Here is a 17,536-nt window from a genome sequence, read left to right as displayed (position 1 = left end):
CATACGTTACTTACATTTATTAACTGATTGTTGCGCATTTGATGAATAACTATAGAGTTAGCTTGGCTATACTGACTCCGATGTTAACGAATATTGACACCGATTTTATAGAACGATAACGATAGATATTCGTGACTTTAATGAAGATTAAAAATAACAACTCAAACAATTGGAGATAATAATGAATAAGACATTACTTGTAAGTACCCTATTATGCGGTTCAGCGTTAGCAATGACTGGTTGCCAAACCGTAGAAAGTCAAATGCAAACGGGTAATCCTTTAGCACAGCCGACTCTAAAATCAACCATACAAACAGTAGATGGTGAGAAGAAAGAAGTTGGTCAAGTTTTCTTACGTCCAGTCGATGGCGGCGTCCAAGTTTATGGTAAACTTACTAACCTACAGCCAGGTAGAACTGTCTCATTACATATCCACGAAACAGGCAGCTGTGACGTTATGGGTAAAGCAGCAGGCGGTCACTTCAACCCAGACAACAAGCCACACTCTAATCCAGATGATATGAATGGTCATGCTGGTGACTTACCAAACTTAACTGCCAATGAAGACGGTGTTGCTACTATTAACTATGTGAACAAGAAAATCGCAGCGACTGAAGCAGGCAAATACAGCGTAAATCGTTTGGCCTTTATCGTACATGCTGGCGTTGACGACTATACCAGTCAACCTTCAGGTAATGCAGGCGATCGTATCGGTTGCGGTATCATTGTAAAAAACTAATGCTGTCCAAACCTATGAACTTAAGCTAGGTTTGCAAACGTAGAAATAGCTTAAAACAAATATTATAAGCACAAAAAAACCCTCTTAAATTATAAGAGGGTTTTTTATTGGAAGTAACTATTAGGTTTGTTGAAGCCAATACAAGAAAGACAAATGTAAATTGTACCTATAGTACATTAAATGAGTCTGACGCTATAAAAGCACTATATTGGATTTACCTAATAATTACTCCTCTACCCATTCACCTTTACGCCAGTACACACCCCAACGTGTGGCCTTACCGTTTTTCTCAGAGCCGATATACTGCTCTTTTTTCTTACGTGACCAGCGCAATATGGTTGGGTTGCCTTCAGGATCCTCATCTGGTCCTGCAAACAGATACTGGAACTTATCTTCCATTTTATCTTTGATTTCTCGTAGCTCAGCCAGCTTCGGCGGACGTGTCTCACGCACTTTTGGAAACTTAGACGCGGCTAAGAACATCCCAGCTGCCCCTTCACGCAAAATGAAATAATCATCATGCTTGGTCGACTTTAACTCTGGCAGATGGATTGGATCCATACGCGGCGGCGCTGCTTCGCCTGTTTTTAGTACTTTGCGCGTGTTATCACAGTTCTGGCAAGCAAAGTACGGACCAAAGCGTCCTGTTTTAAGCTCCATCTGCCCATCGCACTTATTACAGTCAATGGTTGGTGCATCTGAGCCAGGAACTTCAAACTTACCTTCTTCTAGGATATAACCATCGCAATCAGGGTTGTTACCGCAAATGTGTAGTTTGAGGCCACCGTCCACGATGTAACCATTCATCGCCGTGCCACATTTCGGACAGCGTTTTTTCTCCATCAAATCTTTAACTTCTGCCGCTTCGTCATCACCTTCCGCATCATCTAGATTGGCAAATGCTTCGACTGGCATTAGATTTCTGGTACCTTTACAGCGCTCTTTTGGTGGCAAGTTATAGCCCGTACAGCCCAAGAATACACCTGTTGACCCTGTGCGCAGCTGCATTGGACGATCACAGATATCACAATGGACATCTGGCACGTCAGTCGGATCGTTTGGACGCATACCGTCTTTTTCTTTGGCACGCTCTAGAGTGGTTTTAAACTCACCATAGAAATTATCAAGCACATCTTTCCAATCTTGATCACCTTCTGCCACATGATCGAGCTTGTCCTCTAACGCAGCAGTGAAGGTGTAATCCATTAAATCTGGGAAGCTAGCCGTCAATCTATCGGTGACGATATCACCCATTTTTTCGGCAAACAGACGCTTATTCTCAAGCTTCACATAACCACGATCTTGAATAGTCGAGATAATTGAGGCATACGTCGATGGACGACCGATGCCTTTTTTCTCAAGCTCTTTTACTAGGCTGGCTTCAGTATAGCGAGGCGCAGGCTTAGTAAAGTGCTGACTCGGATCGAGCTTATCTAGGTTTAACTTATCGCCTTTTTTGACATCAGGCAGTAAGGTGTCGTCAGTCTTGGCTGGTGGCATGACTCTTGTATAGCCATCAAACACCATGGTACGGCCACGGGCTTTTAACTCGATATCATCTGCGCCTACAAACAGGTTCACTGATAGATATTTGGCAGGTAACATCTGACACGCCACAAACTGACGCCAGATTAGCTCGTATAGACGTATCGCATCACGCTCAACACCTTTGAGCTGTGTTGACTTCATATTGACATTAGAAGGACGAATCGCTTCATGCGCCTCTTGTGCACCTTGCTTGTTACCATAGAAGTTTGGTTTCTCTGGCACGTATTTTGCGCCATAGCTGTCTTCGATATGACCACGGACAGCAGCAAGCGCATCACCTGATAAGAACGTCGAATCGGTACGCATATAAGTAATATGACCCGCTTCATATAGACGCTGCGCTAAGATCATGGTTTTCTTAACAGAGAATCCTAAGCGCGTGCTAGCAGCCTGTTGCAAGGTCGAAGTAATAAACGGTGCGCTTGGACGTGATTGCGTTGGTTTCTCTTCACGCTCTTTGACGATAAAGTCGCTTGCTTTGAGCACTTCTAGAACTTTATCGGTCTGCTCTTTATTACCAAGCTTTAAGGTTTTTCCACCTTGTTTGGTCGCCTCTAAACGTATACCGATTTGCTCAGCGTCTGAGGTTTTTTTGGCTTTACCATTAGCAATGTGCGTATCCGCATGGATTTGCCAGTACTCTTCTGGAATGAACGCGCGAATTTCATGCTCACGCTCAACGACCAAGCGCATAGCGACTGACTGTACACGACCTGCCGACAGCCCTCGGGCTATTTTTTGCCATAATAGTGGCGATACCATAAAGCCGACAACACGGTCCAAGAACCGACGCGCTTGCTGCGCGTTCACGCGGTCAATGTCTAATTTCGAAGGCTGCTTAAACGCACTTTGAATAGCTGACTTGGTAATCTCGTTAAAGACCACACGTTGATACTTACTATCAGGGCCACCGATGACTTCTTTTAGATGCCAAGCAATTGCTTCCCCTTCTCTATCCATATCCGTTGCTAGATAGATTTTGTCAGCGTCTTTGGCCAATGCTTTAAGCTCTTTAATGACTTTGGTTTTGTTTGGCAGTACTTCATAGACTGCCGCCCAATCATGCTCTGGATCTACACCCATGCGGCGTACCAGTGCTTGCTGCGCTTTCTCTTCTTTGGTCAGACTGTCATCTTTTTTAGCGGTTGTTGCTTTCTTTGCGCTTTTGCTCGCACTGACCGGCAAATCACGGACGTGACCGATACTTGAGCGTACGATAAAGTCATCACCAAGGTATTTATTAATCGTTTTTGCCTTGGCTGGCGATTCTACAATCACCAAAGACTTACCCTTTGGGCTGTCCGCAGCTGGTGCTGGACTTTTTTTGGTTGTGGTTTTTGCCATGTTTGACGACACCATAATATAAGTAAATTAAAAGTAAGGTTAAATTCAGCAGCACGGCAATTTATGGAAGCTAATACTCATGGTTTGACCATGGTTCAGCTATTTATAGTAATAATCGCTGCTGATAAAAAAGGTTATAAAACAAATAATAACCATAAAATAAAGATATAGTTATAAAGACGTTACACTGCTAAGCGTTAAACTGTCAACTTTAAATAATTTGAATATGACAAACCGCTTGCATATTGCCCTTTAATGGAGACGAAAAAACGCTTTACTAGGTTTATGCTTGTTTTTGCATCTGTAGCGCCCACTTCTCAAGGTTTTCTTTGAGCACTAATAAGTCCGCTTCGATCCGTTTTTGATGATACGTAGGATTAGATGCTGGACGTACATAAGCAATATCTTCCCAATAAATAATAATGCTATTTGCCTTGGTCAATAGACCTTTAACAAACGGCTCGATACTTACTGGTAGCTCTAACGGCACTTGATCCAAGCTAAAATCAGTTTTTTTGACTACTGGATTATTGCTGATTTGACTAGAACGAATCGCACTGGGAATAGTAAGCGTTTTATCATCTGTACTGGTATCAACAAAACTGCTGTCTGGTCGCCACTGTCCATCAATCACTTGATAACGAGTATGCGGCAGTTTAGTGTCTTCAAATATCAGGCAGTACTGTCCAAGCATACCGCGGCCATACTCATTATCACGACCTTTGATCCAATCAGGGCACGAAACAAGTTTTGGATTGAGCTGTAAACGACGCGCGGTCATACGCAGCTTATCCAAACGCTGATCGATACCGTTCGGTTTGAGCGCCATCATACTCCCTAATACGAATAGTACAATGATAACGCCAATCAATGTTCCCATGATGGTCTGGCCTTTTGACTAAATGAAAAAGATACTAATAGAGATATAGGTAAATATCGCTAATGAACCGTTATTTATACATAGTACATATAGATTTGCGATTAGCAGGATAATAAACAACGATATATAAGGGCTTATAATGAGCACGAACCATTAAAAATCAAGCGTTGTCGTCCAATCGCGGTACAACAGGTGCTTTTAAAGCATATGACAATTTAGCAAGTTACGCTATTAAATCAATTATTTAGCGTATATAAACTTACCGAGCACAGTACGCTATAAAAACCAGATACGAAAAGTGGTCAGCGCAAAAAAGTGCTATGATAAACCATAATTTTAAACGCGCGCAGGTTTATTATGAATTATCTTATTGAGTCAAACTCATCGGGCGCTTATCACGCTCGCAAGCTGATGAGTAGAGTCATTAGCAAAACAGGCATGAGTCTATCGCTACTTGGCGCGGTCGTACTGACATTATCAGGCTGTGCCACGACTCAGAGCCTAACGCCGCAGCAATGTCAAAGCAGTAACTGGCAAGAAGTTGGCTACGCTGATGGCTCGCAAGGGCGTTCAGGTGCCTACTTCGGTCACTATACCAATAGCTGCGCTAGTATAGGCGGTGCTAGTCCTAACCGTATCCAATGGGAGCAAGGCCGTCAACAGGGTCTCAAAAACTACTGTACCGAGCTAAATGCTTATAAACTCGGTCGCGAAGGCTATGACTGGCAACCTGTCTGTCCGTTAGAAGGTATTGAGAAGTTAGAAGAAGCTTACTCTCAAGGGCGCTACTACTATATCCGTCAGCGCGATCTCGACTACTTACGCTCACCTTACCCATTTGACTACAGACATGCAGGTTTCGGTTACGGCTATCGTCCATTTGGCTATGGCTGGTAAAAAAAGAAAACCTCACTAACGACTTAATTTGAGGTTTAAGTCGTCACTGAGGTCGGAGAAAATTTTATTATTTTAATTGTTTTTATTATAGCGGTGCTGGTTGTCTTACTGGTCGGGCTATTGATTTATCTAGCCAGTTTTCTAATATAAAGTCAGAGCTACTAACACTAACTCACAGTGCTTAAACTATTCATTGCTTAAGTTATTCAATGTCTAGCTACTAAGCTACTCATTCACAAAGGCGATTTTGGTCAGTCCAGCATTACTTGCCGCTGCCAAGACTTGAGCGACCGTATCGTACTTACCTTCTTTATCTGCACGTAACTGTACCGCTGGATTCTTACCAGTCGCGCCTTGTTGCTGCAAGCGTGTCTCCAACTCTTCCATGCTGATTGGATCACTATCCCAGAATATCCCCGCATCTTCATCAATACTGACTTGAATCGCTTCTGGCGGCGTTTCATTGAGCGCGGCACTGGTCTCTGGCAAATCTAAAGGCACCGTCGGATTCAACACGGTCGCTGTCAATAAAAATATAATCATCAATACCAGCATGATATCGATAAGCGGAATAAGGTTCATCTCATCCATGCTTCGTACGTCATCATCACCCAATTGAAATGCCATAGTTACTCTCAATGCTTTTGGTTATTTTCACACAGCCAAGCCGCTTTTTGACGGTTTTTCGACTTGTGGTTTGAGCCTTTATAGACTTATCACTTACAGACCTAGCCTTTACAGAATCAGTATCTGTAGAATTAATACTATCTATAGCTGCTTTGGCACAGAATTACTGTAGTTATTGGTATGCTGAGTCTCGCTCGTCGTTGAACGACTGCTTGTTGCAGCGTGCACTTGTGAGGCGCTAGCATGATTGCTCGCAGTTACCTTAGTAGTATCCACAAGACCCGTTGATTGCGCCAATAAATCATGCGCTCTGTCGTTGGCTTGATACATTATGCGGCGATTGATACGTACTGCAAGGTTGTAAAACACCACGGCTGGAATCGCTACTGCAATACCAAGACCTGTCATAATCAGTGCTTCACCGACTGGCCCTGCAACTTGCCCCAATCCTGCCTGACCACTCACACCGATGTTGTGCAAGGCATGGAAAATACCCCATACCGTACCAAACAAGCCAATGAACGGTGCAATTGCTGCCGTCGTGCCAAGAATTGGCAGACCGCGCTCACTAGCAAAACGATAGCGACCGATATGCTTGAGCAAAGTCTGCTCAGTCACCAAACGGCATGTGGCAGCATCAGCACCAGCCAAGTCAGACTGCCTGGCTTGTAATTGCTGACTCAAATCATCTGCTACATTGGTCGCCAGTTTGCGACTTTGCAATACGCGGACGATACCTGTCACCCAAGAGAGAATAGATAATGCAAGCAACAAAAAGAACAACGTTTTTGTCACCATGTCGCTGATCTGCCAGTATTGCATAAAGTCCATGTCAGACTCCTTAATGTGTAATGCCATTACATGATACTGAGGTAAATACCATGTTTAGTTTTATAATGAAAAATGATTAATAAATACGTTGTTATAAAGTATGAGCTATCAAGGAACCGCGTAACTGATCGGTAGGGTCACATCACCTACCACGGGTACGCCATTCTTAGTAAAGGGTTTGAATTTGCCAGATCGCACTTGACGTCTGGCTTCTTTGTCTAGTAGCGGATTACCTGATGATTGAGCAACGCGCACGTTATCGATACCGCCTTGCTTGTTGACTCGCAATACCAAGACAACGTTAAGCGTATCACCAGAACGGGCTCTACGTGCGGCGCGCTCAGGGAAACTAAAGTTTGGCGCAGATGCCCAGTTGGCTGAGCTGGCAGTAAAGCTCACAGGCTCATTACTCTGTGCTAAAGCAGCTGCTGCTTCTGCCTCAGCTCTTGCTTGTGCAGCGGCGGCCTCTGCGGCAGCCTTCGCCTGAACGGCAGCTTTGGCATCGGCGACTCTTTTGGCTTCTTGCTCTGCCCTAGCTTGTGCCTCTTGCTCAGACTTTTTGGCTTGTCGCTCTGATTCAGCTTGGGCAGCTGCTTGACGTTGTGCTTCAGCTGCTGAGTTATCAACCTTTGGTTTCGGTAGCGGCTCTTTTGAGGCTACTTTTTGACTGGTATCAGGACGAGGCTTTTCTGACGCTATCACAGGCGTCACTTTCGGCTCTACATTTTTTACAACAGGCTCTTTTGGTTTTACTGGTGTCTCTGTTGGTTGTTTAACCGGTTCTTTAGGCTTTGGTTCAGGTTGCGGCGCTGGCTGAACTTGCACCTCAGGCTGTACTTCTTTTTTGGCTGTGACTGTTTGTTTTTCTACTTCAGTTGAAACCGTTTTTGCCGGTAATGACACAAACTTTATCTCAAGCGGTGACATCTCTTTTTTTGGCTCAGGTTTGAGTTCAGGCGTTTTTATTGCCACTAGTGCAATTGCGGCAAGCACGTGGAGTCCTAGTACTGCAACAATAGCTAGCAATAACGACTTAAGTGGTGGCGCGTCTAAATCCGTTGAACTCATAACAGCCTAATGTTTATTACTCAGAGTAGAATGGCGTAGATAATAATGCAAACGATAATTATTATCAATAATAATTTACAATATTCTCTCTATTTAATACATCCCTGACACGTGACATTGCTTAGTAGTTTTTCCTATCGCTTCGCTCACTTCTATGAACGTTACCTACTTTTATACTTCACTACTATGAACCTTATCTTTACATCAAATGATACGTTGCGTTTAGGGCGTGTTGAACATTCGCAAATAGGCACTGCTGATCGCTAAAATTGTTCCAGACAAGGCACAAAGCGACGATAATGCAGATGCCTTAGCGAGATTTGTAACGCAGTATGGGGCAATTTTAGCATCAGACCCAACGATAAAAGCAGGGGACAGAACTCTTTTTTGCCGCTTCACCGTTAAAAATAAGCGCTTAGAATGACTAAACTTATTATTTTTAACATCGAATCGCCTAAAAAATAGTCGCTGTCAGTGCCATGGTCGAATGTTCAACACGCCCTAATATAACAAGTACTGTTAATAAAAACCATTATCATTTATATTGATAATGAGTCTCAACTACTTTATTATAACGTTTGTCCTGTCTACCCAAACTATTTTTATAAAAACTATTCGTATAAAAAGTTAGTAATTGGTACTAAGTAGACTATTTATTTTATGCTTTTTATCTCAAGCATCGTTCAGACTTAATATTTTTAGCATCATTCATCTGCAATTATTTTAGACAATTGCTTAAACATTTTTTGATAGACCGAGTTCATTATGCCGACACCCTTATTATCTAGCAGATCTACCGCCTCTTTTTTCAAACGTCCATTATTGACTGCTGCCATGACAGCGTTATTAGCTACGGTAGTGGCAGGATGTAGCTCGCCTGAATCCAATGACTCTGAGCCAGCAGACGCCAAAACTGAAAACCCAACGGCTGATGAATCACAGAACGTTGCTAATAACGACGCTGTATCTGCTGAGAAAATCATGGTCAATACTGTAAAAGGTGATGTTGAGCTGGCTATGAACCCATCGCCACTTGTCGTCTATGACATGACGTTGATGCAAGACTTGGCCGCGCTAGATGTGGCGGTCGATGGTATGCCTGGTGGTCTATTACTAAAGAATCTACACTCAGAGACGCAACCTGATCCAAAATCGGTAGGTACTGTGTTTGAGCCAGATCTTGAAGCGTTGAATGCAATGCAGCCGCAAGCTATTTTGGTCGGTTCACGCATGGCAGAAAAATACGACGAGCTGTCAAGTATCGCGCCAACATTGGACATGAGTATTGATACAGCTAACATTTACGAATCAAGCAAGCAGCGCATGCATGATCTAGGTGCGCTGTTTGGTAAAAGCGATCAAGCCGCTAAGCTACAACAGAACATCGATGGACTCATCACTGAGACCAAAAGTCTAACAAAAGAAAATAAAGGCTCTGGCCTAGTCGTGATGGTCAATGGCAATAAAATGTCAGCCTATGGTGACAAGTCTCGCTATGGTTTTATCCACACTGTGTTAGGTGTACCAATGGCGGATGACAAAATTGCCGATGCGCCTCATGGTCAGCCGATATCGTTTGAATATATCCAAAAAGCCAATCCAGATTGGTTATTTGTCATCGACCGTAGTGCTGCAATTGGTGAAGACGGTATTGGTGCCAAGGCCGTATTAGACAATCCACTAGTTGCTCAAAGCAACGCATGGAGCAAGCAGCAAGTGGTTTATTTGAGCCCAGACTCTTACTTAGCATTTGGCGGTTACTACCAGTGGATGCAGGATCTAACGACGATCAAAGATGCTTTTACTAACGCTAAATAACGTCGTTGCTTATAAAAAATATTATTGCTCAAGTAGGTAATTATTACCGTTAACCCTGCTCATTTTTAAGCCAGTAGAGATTATGTCGTTATTTTCACACCGTACTCATGCTAGGCTCAAATCCAGTACTGCTCCATCAGCGTCAAGCTGGCAAAGCGGTACTGGCAATGCGTTACATCGACGTACTGTCATACCACCGTGGTTCATCAATACAGCAAGCCTCATTCTTATGGGGCTTTTGGTGTTATTGAGCTTATCTATTGGTGTGGCTGACTTTTCGTGGTCAGGTATCTTGCAGAGCCTGCTGACTCAGAGTGCCAACTCCGATAGCTCATTGTTATTGGTTAGCCGTATACCGCGTACTATCGCCATTATTTTGACTGGTATTGCGATGGCAGTGGCTGGGATGATTATCCAAGTAGTACTAAAAAACCGCTTTGTAGAGCCATCTATGGTCGGTGCGACTCAGAGCGCTGCACTTGGTTTACTGGTAGTCAGTCTGCTGTTCCCTGCCAGTGCGCTCATTGTCAAAATGGGCGTGGCAACCATTGCTGCCGTTTTTGGCATGATGCTATTTATGCTGCTCATTCACCGTATTCCGCCTACTGATTTTTTGATGATTCCACTGATTGGCATTGTCTTTGGCGGCATTATTGAAGCAGTCACTACCTTTATCGCCTATCAAACCGAGTCGCTACAGATGCTGAGTGTTTGGCAGTTTGGAGATTTCTCGGGCGTATTGGCAGGGCGCTATGAGCTGTTGTGGCTCACGGGTGGACTGTGTGTGCTGGCTTATATTATTGCCGACAAGCTGACCATCGTTGGTTTGGGTGACAATATCGCCTTGAACTTGGGTATCAGTAAGCGTCAGGTCACTTGGATTGGCGTGGGTATGGTAGCCATGATGAGCGCTGTCGTGGTCGTGACTGTGGGCATGATTCCTTTTATTGGGCTGGTTGTGCCAAACATTGTGAGCCGCCTAATGGGAGATAAGTTGCGTCGCAGCTTGCCAGCAGTTGCCCTACTTGGTGCTTCAGCGGTGTTGCTGTGCGATATTATCGGGCGCTCTATTCGCTATCCATTTGAAGTGCCGGTCGCCACTATTTTTGGTGTGGTTGGTACGGTGCTGTTTTTATGGCTGTTATTACGTGCGCCAGCTGAGCAGTAGCACCATGTTCACTAACTATGTATTAATTTTCAACACTCGCTTACCGTCGTTCATTTTTTGCCTTATTAGATAAGCTTGGCACCATAGGATTTTTGTATGTTCTCATCAACTAAGCTTACTTCCACCAAGACTGATGCTACCAGAACCAGCACAGCGGTAAATAATTCATCTTCAGCAGATGGTCAGTATTCAGCCGCTGCACAAGGTCATTTGGCAAAGCTTTGGGCATGGATAGCTGCCCATCCAAAATCCATAGCAGCTATTATTCTACTTATCTCGATGACCTTGTTTATGACACTCAATGTCAATGGCTATTGGGACTTTGCACTACCATTACGCGGCAAAAAACTGTTGGCACTAATGGTGGTTGGCTATGCGATTGGCGTGTCGACGCTACTGTTTCAGACGTTGACTCACAATCCAATTCTAACGCCCTCCCTACTTGGGTTTGACTCACTCTATGTTCTGTTGCAGAGCTTACTGGTTTTCTTTTTAGGTGCGATTAGCTTTACCAGTCTCGATCCTATTGCCAAGTTCACGTTAGAGATTGTCCTGATGTTTGGGGCATCTTTATTATTATTTAAGTTATTATTTTCTAAAAGCAGTCAGGATCTGACACGGCTAATATTGGTGGGCGTTATCTTTGGCGTGTTGTTTCGCAGCTTATCAGCACTCATTGCACGGTTGATTAACCCTGATGATTTTGTGGTCGTACAGTCTGCCAGCTACGCGCAGTTCAATACGGTCAACCCTCAGCTACTAGGTATCAGCTTATTTATCTGTGCCATCACTGCGATATTTGTGTGGCGCTGGCGTTATCAATGCGATGTGTTGATGCTCGGACAAGCACAAGCCGTCAACCTTGGTATCAACTATCAACGTTTAGCATTTGGTCTATTAACTGTCATCGCTGTACTGGTTGCCACGGCTACCGCTCTGGTCGGTCCAGTGACCTTCTTTGGTCTATTGGTTTGCGCATTGACCAATCGTATCGCACGACATATGTATCACACCGAGCGGCTGATATTGGTCAGTTTGGTCGCTATGATTTGCTTAGTGCTGGGTCAGACTATCTTTGAGCAAGTGCTAGATATGGCAGGCGTGTTGTCCGTCGTGATAGAGCTAGCAGGTGGATTGATGTTCTTAGCATTGATATTTATGTCTCAGCGTCGTTCTTTATGATTACTTAGCTAACGTTGTTTATTTAGCTGATCCTGTTGATAGAGAAAACCCTAAGACTTTTTTAAATAAGACTGACTATGATTAAACTAAATAATATCTCTCACCATATTGGTAAACAACAAATTCTGCATGACATTACGTTGTCCCTCCCAACGGCGCAGGTGATTGCTTTGATTGGGCCTAATGGCGCTGGGAAGTCTACGTTGTTTTCTGTCATGGCTCGCTTGCAGCCGCTACAATCTGGGCAGGTGAGCTTCGCTGTAGATAATGAAGAGCGTGATATTGTCAGCTGTCAGGCGCGCACACTGGCCAAAACTGTCGCTATGCTCGGACAAGACAATCATGTGCAAGGACGTCTGCGCGTACATGAGCTACTGATGTTTGGGCGTTACCCTTATCATCAAGGGCAACCGACCGCTGACGATCAGCAAAAAGTACAGGAAATCCTCGAACGCTTTGAGCTTGAGCCACTTGCCGAGCGCTTCTTGTCAACGCTATCAGGTGGACAGCGTCAGCGCGTGCTGATCGCTATGATTGTCTGCCAGGATACACCCTATCTATTGCTCGATGAGCCACTAAATAACCTAGACATGTATCATGCTGGTCGACTCATGCGTGAGCTACGCCAGCTTAGCCACAATCAGCAAAAAACCGTGGTAATCGTCCTGCATGATATCAACCAAGCGGCACAGTTTGCAGATACAGTAGTTACGATGAAAGCAGGAGAAGTGACCGCTATAGGTTGCCCTGCTGATGTTATTACTAAAGAGACGATGAAAGATTTATACAACGTCGATGTCACTGTCCTAAGTCATCAGGGTCGTCCAGTGATTGTTGATACGGTTTAAATAAAGAACTTCGCAAATAATAAAAGAAATTATAGATGTATAGAGCGCTATTAAATAATCGATGGATAAACTACAAGAACTTATCTCTACTAGTTTTAGTAATTAGCTTTTGCTTATTCATTTTTAATGCTTTAAATAAGGAGATATCAAATACCTTTTTTTGGTTAGGAATCACTTTATATGCTTTAAGATTGGTGGTTATTCCTATGGATTTTACTCAAGACATCTCTTCAGTAGATTACACAAAGAACTATGATGAAAATAATAGTTGGCATAGATGGGTCATGATAGGTGAAACGTTTGCTTTCTTCATTTTTACTGTCTCGATAGCATACACAATATTCTTGCAATTAAATTTATAACTAGGGCATGCTTTTGATTCAACAGATAGCTATCTAAATAAAAACATACCCTAGAAATATCACTATATTACCTACCCTTTTGCGATGCTTTAAGTCGCTGCTGTCGACCTTTCCACCACAGATAGACGCCCGTCCCTGATAATACCGCCACCGCCAAACCTACCAATGCTAAAAATATTTGATACAGTAAGTGGCCGATGCCATGGCTAATATGCCCCATATGTAAGGTCGATAGCCATTGATCGGCTTTGCTGCCAAATGATGAACTTTGATAGCCAAAATTTACACGCTCGATGCTACCAGTCCTTGCATTGACGGTAATAGACGAAGCGCCGCCTTTTTTACCAATGTCCTTATCTGTCTTAAAGCGCAGCTGCCATTGACCCTCGTCCTCAATCCAACGTATGCCTAAAAACTCTTGTACTAGCATACCCTTGCTTTGGGCAGCAGTGTTTGCCTGCTCACTTAAATAAGCAATGCTATTGGCTTTATTGACCACATCAACAGACTCGACATCGACAACCTCATTGTTTACAGCCTCAACCCTAGTCCCTGTTTCTGCACCAGAAGCCTGTTCTGCTTTTTCTGATGGCTTTCTTGAGTTCTCCTGTCTTTCACCCCTTTCCTCGAGTGCTACGACAGCGTGCATCACAGGTTGATAGACCTCTCTTAGGTTAAAACCAACACTTGACCACGCGATGACAAATAAAATTCCCCAAAGCCATAATCCAAAGGCATGGTGTAGATCATAATTCAATTTAAACATATTACTTTTGGTACGAATTTTCCACGCTGGTAACCAGCGTTTAAAAAAGGAGGCACGTTTTTTAGGCGAGGTTTGGTTCTGTGCTTTTTTCTTGATCGCCCTAGGAAATGTTAAGTAAAAGCCAATAAAGCAATTAATCGTCCACACGAGCGCGACAATCCCTAGTAGCAATTTTCCAATATCACCCAGTAATAAATCGCGATGTAACCAAAACACTTTCCACATGGTGTTGTGCCATGCCCACTCATCTCTATCACGAGTACCAATAATATCGCCAGTATAAGGGTGGACGTAAACTTGTTGAAACGGTGCTTTTGGTTGGTTTTGAGCGGCTTTTCCTCGTGCTCTATCTACCGAAAATACGGCTGATCTCTCTGCTGCTATCGAAGTTGGCATGCTAGAAAAAGCATATTGTGGATACGCACTGATGACCTTATCATGAAGCTCAGCAATAGGCAGATGTGATGCGTTTTGTTTCTCGACCTGAGCCAGTTTATGGTTGAAGATATCATCTAGCTCGTCATGAAATGCCAATAATGTGCCAGTAATACCAGTAATAATTAAAAAAGCTGCCATGGCAAGCCCAGTATAACGGTGAATCCAAAGACAGCTATAGCGAAAATTAAATGACATAAATAAATCTGCTGTTATATTGTGATAGTAAGTTATTGAATTATTAAAAATATTTACGGGGACATGGGCTTATTTTAAAAATGAAAACCTGCCCTAACAACGCAAAAGGTCTAAGCAAATAGCTCAGACCTTTTTCTAACTTAACAAACCCTGTGTCTACCTCCTAAAAATCAACGCTAACGTCGAACACATAAGTACGACCAGGTTCATTGAACGTACGTGCACCTGCGTTCGTAGCGGTACCCTCACGATAAACACCCTCATCAAACAAGTTTTTGATACCAGCTCCAACAGTAATCGCTTTTGTCAAATCATAGCGAGTGCTCACGTTGGCAATGGCATACGGTTCGCGATCAAGCAACGGGTCACCACTATCTTCTCCAGTCGTAACTGAAATCGTAGGGGCTTCAATCGTGCCGTAGTAGCTCACATCAAAGTCGGCATTCCAGCGAGGCGTAATATCCCAATCCACACCCGTGTTTACAGTGAACTTAGGAATGAGTGATAATGGCTCGCCATTGTCTTTTCGCTCTGAGCGGATGTTACTGGTGATATTGGTAGACCACGAAACCTTGTCAGTGACTGGTACTTGTACAAAACCTTCTAAACCTTCGACAATTGCTTCACCTTGATTGTCCCATTGAAAGATAGAACGATTTGTCGCTGTATCTACCGCCACACGATCCGTACCAGCGCCAATGCGGTTATCATAGGCATTATGGTAATAAGTCAAGCCTGCATTCAGTCCAGTACCATCATCATAAGTAAAGGTGATCTCTTTATTCCAAGATGTCTCATTTTCTAGGTCAGGGTTCCCTAATACGTGGCAACCTCTTTCATCAAGAGGTACCCAAGATGGACAACCATTGCCACCAGTATAGTAAATATAGTTTGGATCAAGCTGATATAATGAAGGGGCTTTAAACGCACGACTGACGCCGCCTTTCACTGACCAATCAGGACTAAAGTGCCAAGTAGTATTGATACTAGGCGACCAGTTACTGCCAGCTTCACTATGATAGTCAAAACGTAAGCCTGGCGTGACATACCAATCAGGCGTGATCTCATAGTTATCTTCTAAATAAGCACCGACGAGGTAGGCATCTGAAGTTGGATCGCGCTTGTCAGGATCGGTCTCTACATCACCAAACTCAAAACCATCTTCAAATGTCATATCAGATACCACAGGGTTATCCAGCTTTTCACCGCGGAACTCTGCACCAGCAGTCAAGGTATGACGATCAAAGTAAATATCCCATTCTGACTTGGCATTTAGCGTATCGTAAGTCGCCTCTGTCCATTCAAAATCCTCGCCGTCGTCAGGTATGACAATCTGTCCTTCGCCACCACCCGCACTACCTTCACCCAAACGCTCATTAACTGTCCGAGTATACTCAATGAAACTGTTACTACTAGCGTCATCATACTCACCGCGATGTGTGATCGCCGCGCCATAGCGTTGCATTTTGCTCGTTGTTTCACCTTCTAACTCATCTATCAACGTTTCATTCACGGTTTGGAACAATGAATCACCCGCCCAGCGGTTTTCTTGACGGCTATAATTCACTTCAAAACCGACCGTATTCATCGCATCCATCGCGTATTCAAACACTTGGCGCACATCGATATTTTCGACACCTTCAGTACCTGCTGCTACTGAGTCATCTAGCGCTTCTGCTGCATTAATAGAAGGGTCATCAGCTTCACTATCATGATATCCAAGGGTCGTACGAGAGGACAGTTTATCCGTCAATGCACCTGCCATATTGATATTGGTACGCCAGCTACTGCCTTCTAGATCGCTCTCTGGTGCCTCATAGTGACCACTGATAGAAAACTCTGGCTCAGTCGGGCTCTTAGTAATGATATTTACCACGCCGCCCATACTACCAGAGCCATAACGGGCTGCTGCTGGACCACGCAATACTTCGATGCTTTCGATAGCACCTGGTGGTACCCACTGCGAGTCACCACGCGTGTCTTGCTCACTCCCACGACTAGGTCGTGAGGAATTGCGAGAAGTGACAGGACGACCGTCGATTAAGATAAGTGTATTGTTTGGCCCCATACCACGCAAATCAATTTGACGTTGGTTACCACGCTGACCTGACGTCGATGAACCCGACAAATTCACACCTGGCATCTTACGTACAATCTCTGAAATATCATTAGAAACTGATGCTTTTTCGATGGCTTCTTCACTAATAATAGACAGCCCTGCTGCTTGTTCTAGCTCGTCCCTTGCTGCCCGCACCACAATTGTATCCAATGTAGCTGTAGGCACAGCTTCTTGGTCGGTCGCCCCTTGCACAGCTACCTCATCACCCTCGGCAGCAAAAGCGGTACTACTAAGAATAGAAGTCACAGCGATACTTAGTAAAAGCTTACCAGTCACGACGCGTTGAAGTTTTTTTGGAGAAGTGATGACTGAGAAATCAGAGCAACCTGATTGGTTTGACATAAGTAATATTCCTTGAAGCGCACAATTTCGTTAATACCTGTTTATCTCATCGTCAGTGAATGGTTTTAGCCACTTTTTATGCAATGCTTCGGATGCATTCTCGGTGCAAGTACACATAAATAAACGTCTAAAATTGACATACGATTGTCGGATAGACGTGTCCGTAAATATATATGTTATAAAAACATGACTAAAATATCGCCAAGAGGCTTAGCTATTGAGAGTAAACGAATAAGGGTATGTACTGAGTAGGGTTAAAAGTTTGATGACGCTGTAACTGTCATTAGTCAACGAATTAAATATTTAGTTTAAAAAGTCTCTATAAATGGAATAGAGCAAAGGGTCATTAACTGTTCTGTAATGA

General features: G+C 43.7%; 13 protein-coding genes. 6 read left to right on the top strand and 7 right to left on the bottom strand.

What is annotated here, in order from left to right; translation table 11 throughout:
* Window positions 1-181: 181 nt before the first annotated feature.
* Window positions 182-739 (top strand): superoxide dismutase family protein, encoded by a 558-nt coding sequence (locus tag FQV37_RS09055; RefSeq protein WP_160022501.1) that lies wholly within the window; start codon window positions 182-184, stop codon window positions 737-739.
* Window positions 740-964: 225 nt separating this feature from the next.
* Here the strand turns inward: FQV37_RS09055 and topA are convergent, their stop codons facing one another.
* Both topA and FQV37_RS09045 read right to left on the bottom strand, forming a co-directional pair.
* A complete protein-coding gene (gene topA, locus FQV37_RS09050) occupies window positions 965-3,631 on the bottom strand; it encodes a type I DNA topoisomerase (RefSeq protein ID WP_160022499.1) in 2,667 nt (888 codons plus the stop codon).
* Window positions 3,632-3,914: 283 nt separating this feature from the next.
* On the bottom strand, window positions 3,915-4,511 hold the full coding sequence (locus FQV37_RS09045) for a hypothetical protein (RefSeq protein WP_101205178.1): 597 nt from the start codon (window positions 4,509-4,511) through the stop codon (window positions 3,915-3,917).
* Between the two features lie 357 nt (window positions 4,512-4,868).
* On the opposite strand from FQV37_RS09045, the gene FQV37_RS09040 reads away from it, so the two are divergent.
* The gene (locus FQV37_RS09040) at window positions 4,869-5,408 is read left to right on the top strand and encodes a DUF2799 domain-containing protein (RefSeq protein WP_240990995.1); all 540 of its coding nucleotides are present in this window, start codon (window positions 4,869-4,871) and stop codon (window positions 5,406-5,408) included.
* Between the two features lie 225 nt (window positions 5,409-5,633).
* Here FQV37_RS09040 and FQV37_RS09035 read toward each other — a convergent pair whose 3' ends face one another.
* The 3 genes from FQV37_RS09035 to FQV37_RS09025 all read right to left on the bottom strand — a co-directional run bounded on the left by FQV37_RS09035 (window position 5,634) and on the right by FQV37_RS09025 (window position 7,934).
* Window positions 5,634-6,035: an ExbD/TolR family protein gene (locus tag FQV37_RS09035; RefSeq protein WP_160022497.1), complete on the bottom strand. Its 402-nt coding sequence runs from the start codon at window positions 6,033-6,035 to the stop codon at window positions 5,634-5,636.
* Window positions 6,036-6,176: 141 nt separating this feature from the next.
* On the bottom strand, window positions 6,177-6,866 hold the full coding sequence (locus tag FQV37_RS09030; protein WP_160022495.1) for a MotA/TolQ/ExbB proton channel family protein: 690 nt from the start codon (window positions 6,864-6,866) through the stop codon (window positions 6,177-6,179).
* A 108-nt stretch (window positions 6,867-6,974) separates the two neighbouring features.
* Window positions 6,975-7,934, bottom strand: coding sequence for an energy transducer TonB (locus FQV37_RS09025; RefSeq protein ID WP_160022493.1), 960 nt, complete (start codon window positions 7,932-7,934; stop codon window positions 6,975-6,977).
* Window positions 7,935-8,699: 765 nt separating this feature from the next.
* Between FQV37_RS09025 and FQV37_RS09020 the strand changes: the two genes are divergently transcribed.
* The 4 genes from FQV37_RS09020 (at window position 8,700) to FQV37_RS09005 (ending at window position 12,950) form a co-directional block, all read left to right on the top strand.
* Window positions 8,700-9,752: a siderophore ABC transporter substrate-binding protein gene (locus FQV37_RS09020; RefSeq protein WP_160022491.1), complete on the top strand. Its 1,053-nt coding sequence runs from the start codon at window positions 8,700-8,702 to the stop codon at window positions 9,750-9,752.
* An 82-nt stretch (window positions 9,753-9,834) separates the two neighbouring features.
* Entirely contained in the window at window positions 9,835-10,920 is a 1,086-nt protein-coding gene (locus tag FQV37_RS09015; protein WP_413772503.1) for an ABC transporter permease, read from the top strand.
* A 96-nt stretch (window positions 10,921-11,016) separates the two neighbouring features.
* Window positions 11,017-12,102 carry an iron chelate uptake ABC transporter family permease subunit gene (locus FQV37_RS09010; protein WP_101211979.1) on the top strand — a complete coding sequence of 362 codons (1,086 nt, stop codon included), beginning with the start codon at window positions 11,017-11,019 and terminating at the stop codon, window positions 12,100-12,102.
* Window positions 12,103-12,179: 77 nt separating this feature from the next.
* Window positions 12,180-12,950 carry an iron ABC transporter ATP-binding protein gene (locus tag FQV37_RS09005; protein ID WP_160022489.1) on the top strand — a complete coding sequence of 257 codons (771 nt, stop codon included), beginning with the start codon at window positions 12,180-12,182 and terminating at the stop codon, window positions 12,948-12,950.
* A 429-nt stretch (window positions 12,951-13,379) separates the two neighbouring features.
* On the opposite strand, the gene FQV37_RS09000 is transcribed toward FQV37_RS09005, so the two are convergent.
* Together FQV37_RS09000 and FQV37_RS08995 are read right to left on the bottom strand one after the other, a co-directional pair.
* A complete protein-coding gene (locus FQV37_RS09000) occupies window positions 13,380-14,654 on the bottom strand; it encodes a PepSY-associated TM helix domain-containing protein (RefSeq protein WP_240990994.1) in 1,275 nt (424 codons plus the stop codon).
* 220 nt (window positions 14,655-14,874) lie between these two features.
* Window positions 14,875-17,172, bottom strand: a complete 2,298-nt coding sequence (locus FQV37_RS08995; RefSeq protein WP_160022485.1) for a FepA family TonB-dependent siderophore receptor — start codon at window positions 17,170-17,172, stop codon at window positions 14,875-14,877.
* Between the last annotated feature and the right edge of the window lie 364 nt (window positions 17,173-17,536).

The organism is Psychrobacter nivimaris (assembly GCF_009812035.1).
GTDB lineage: Bacteria > Pseudomonadota > Gammaproteobacteria > Pseudomonadales > Moraxellaceae > Psychrobacter > Psychrobacter nivimaris.
This window is presented reverse-complemented; position numbering and strand designations above follow the sequence as displayed.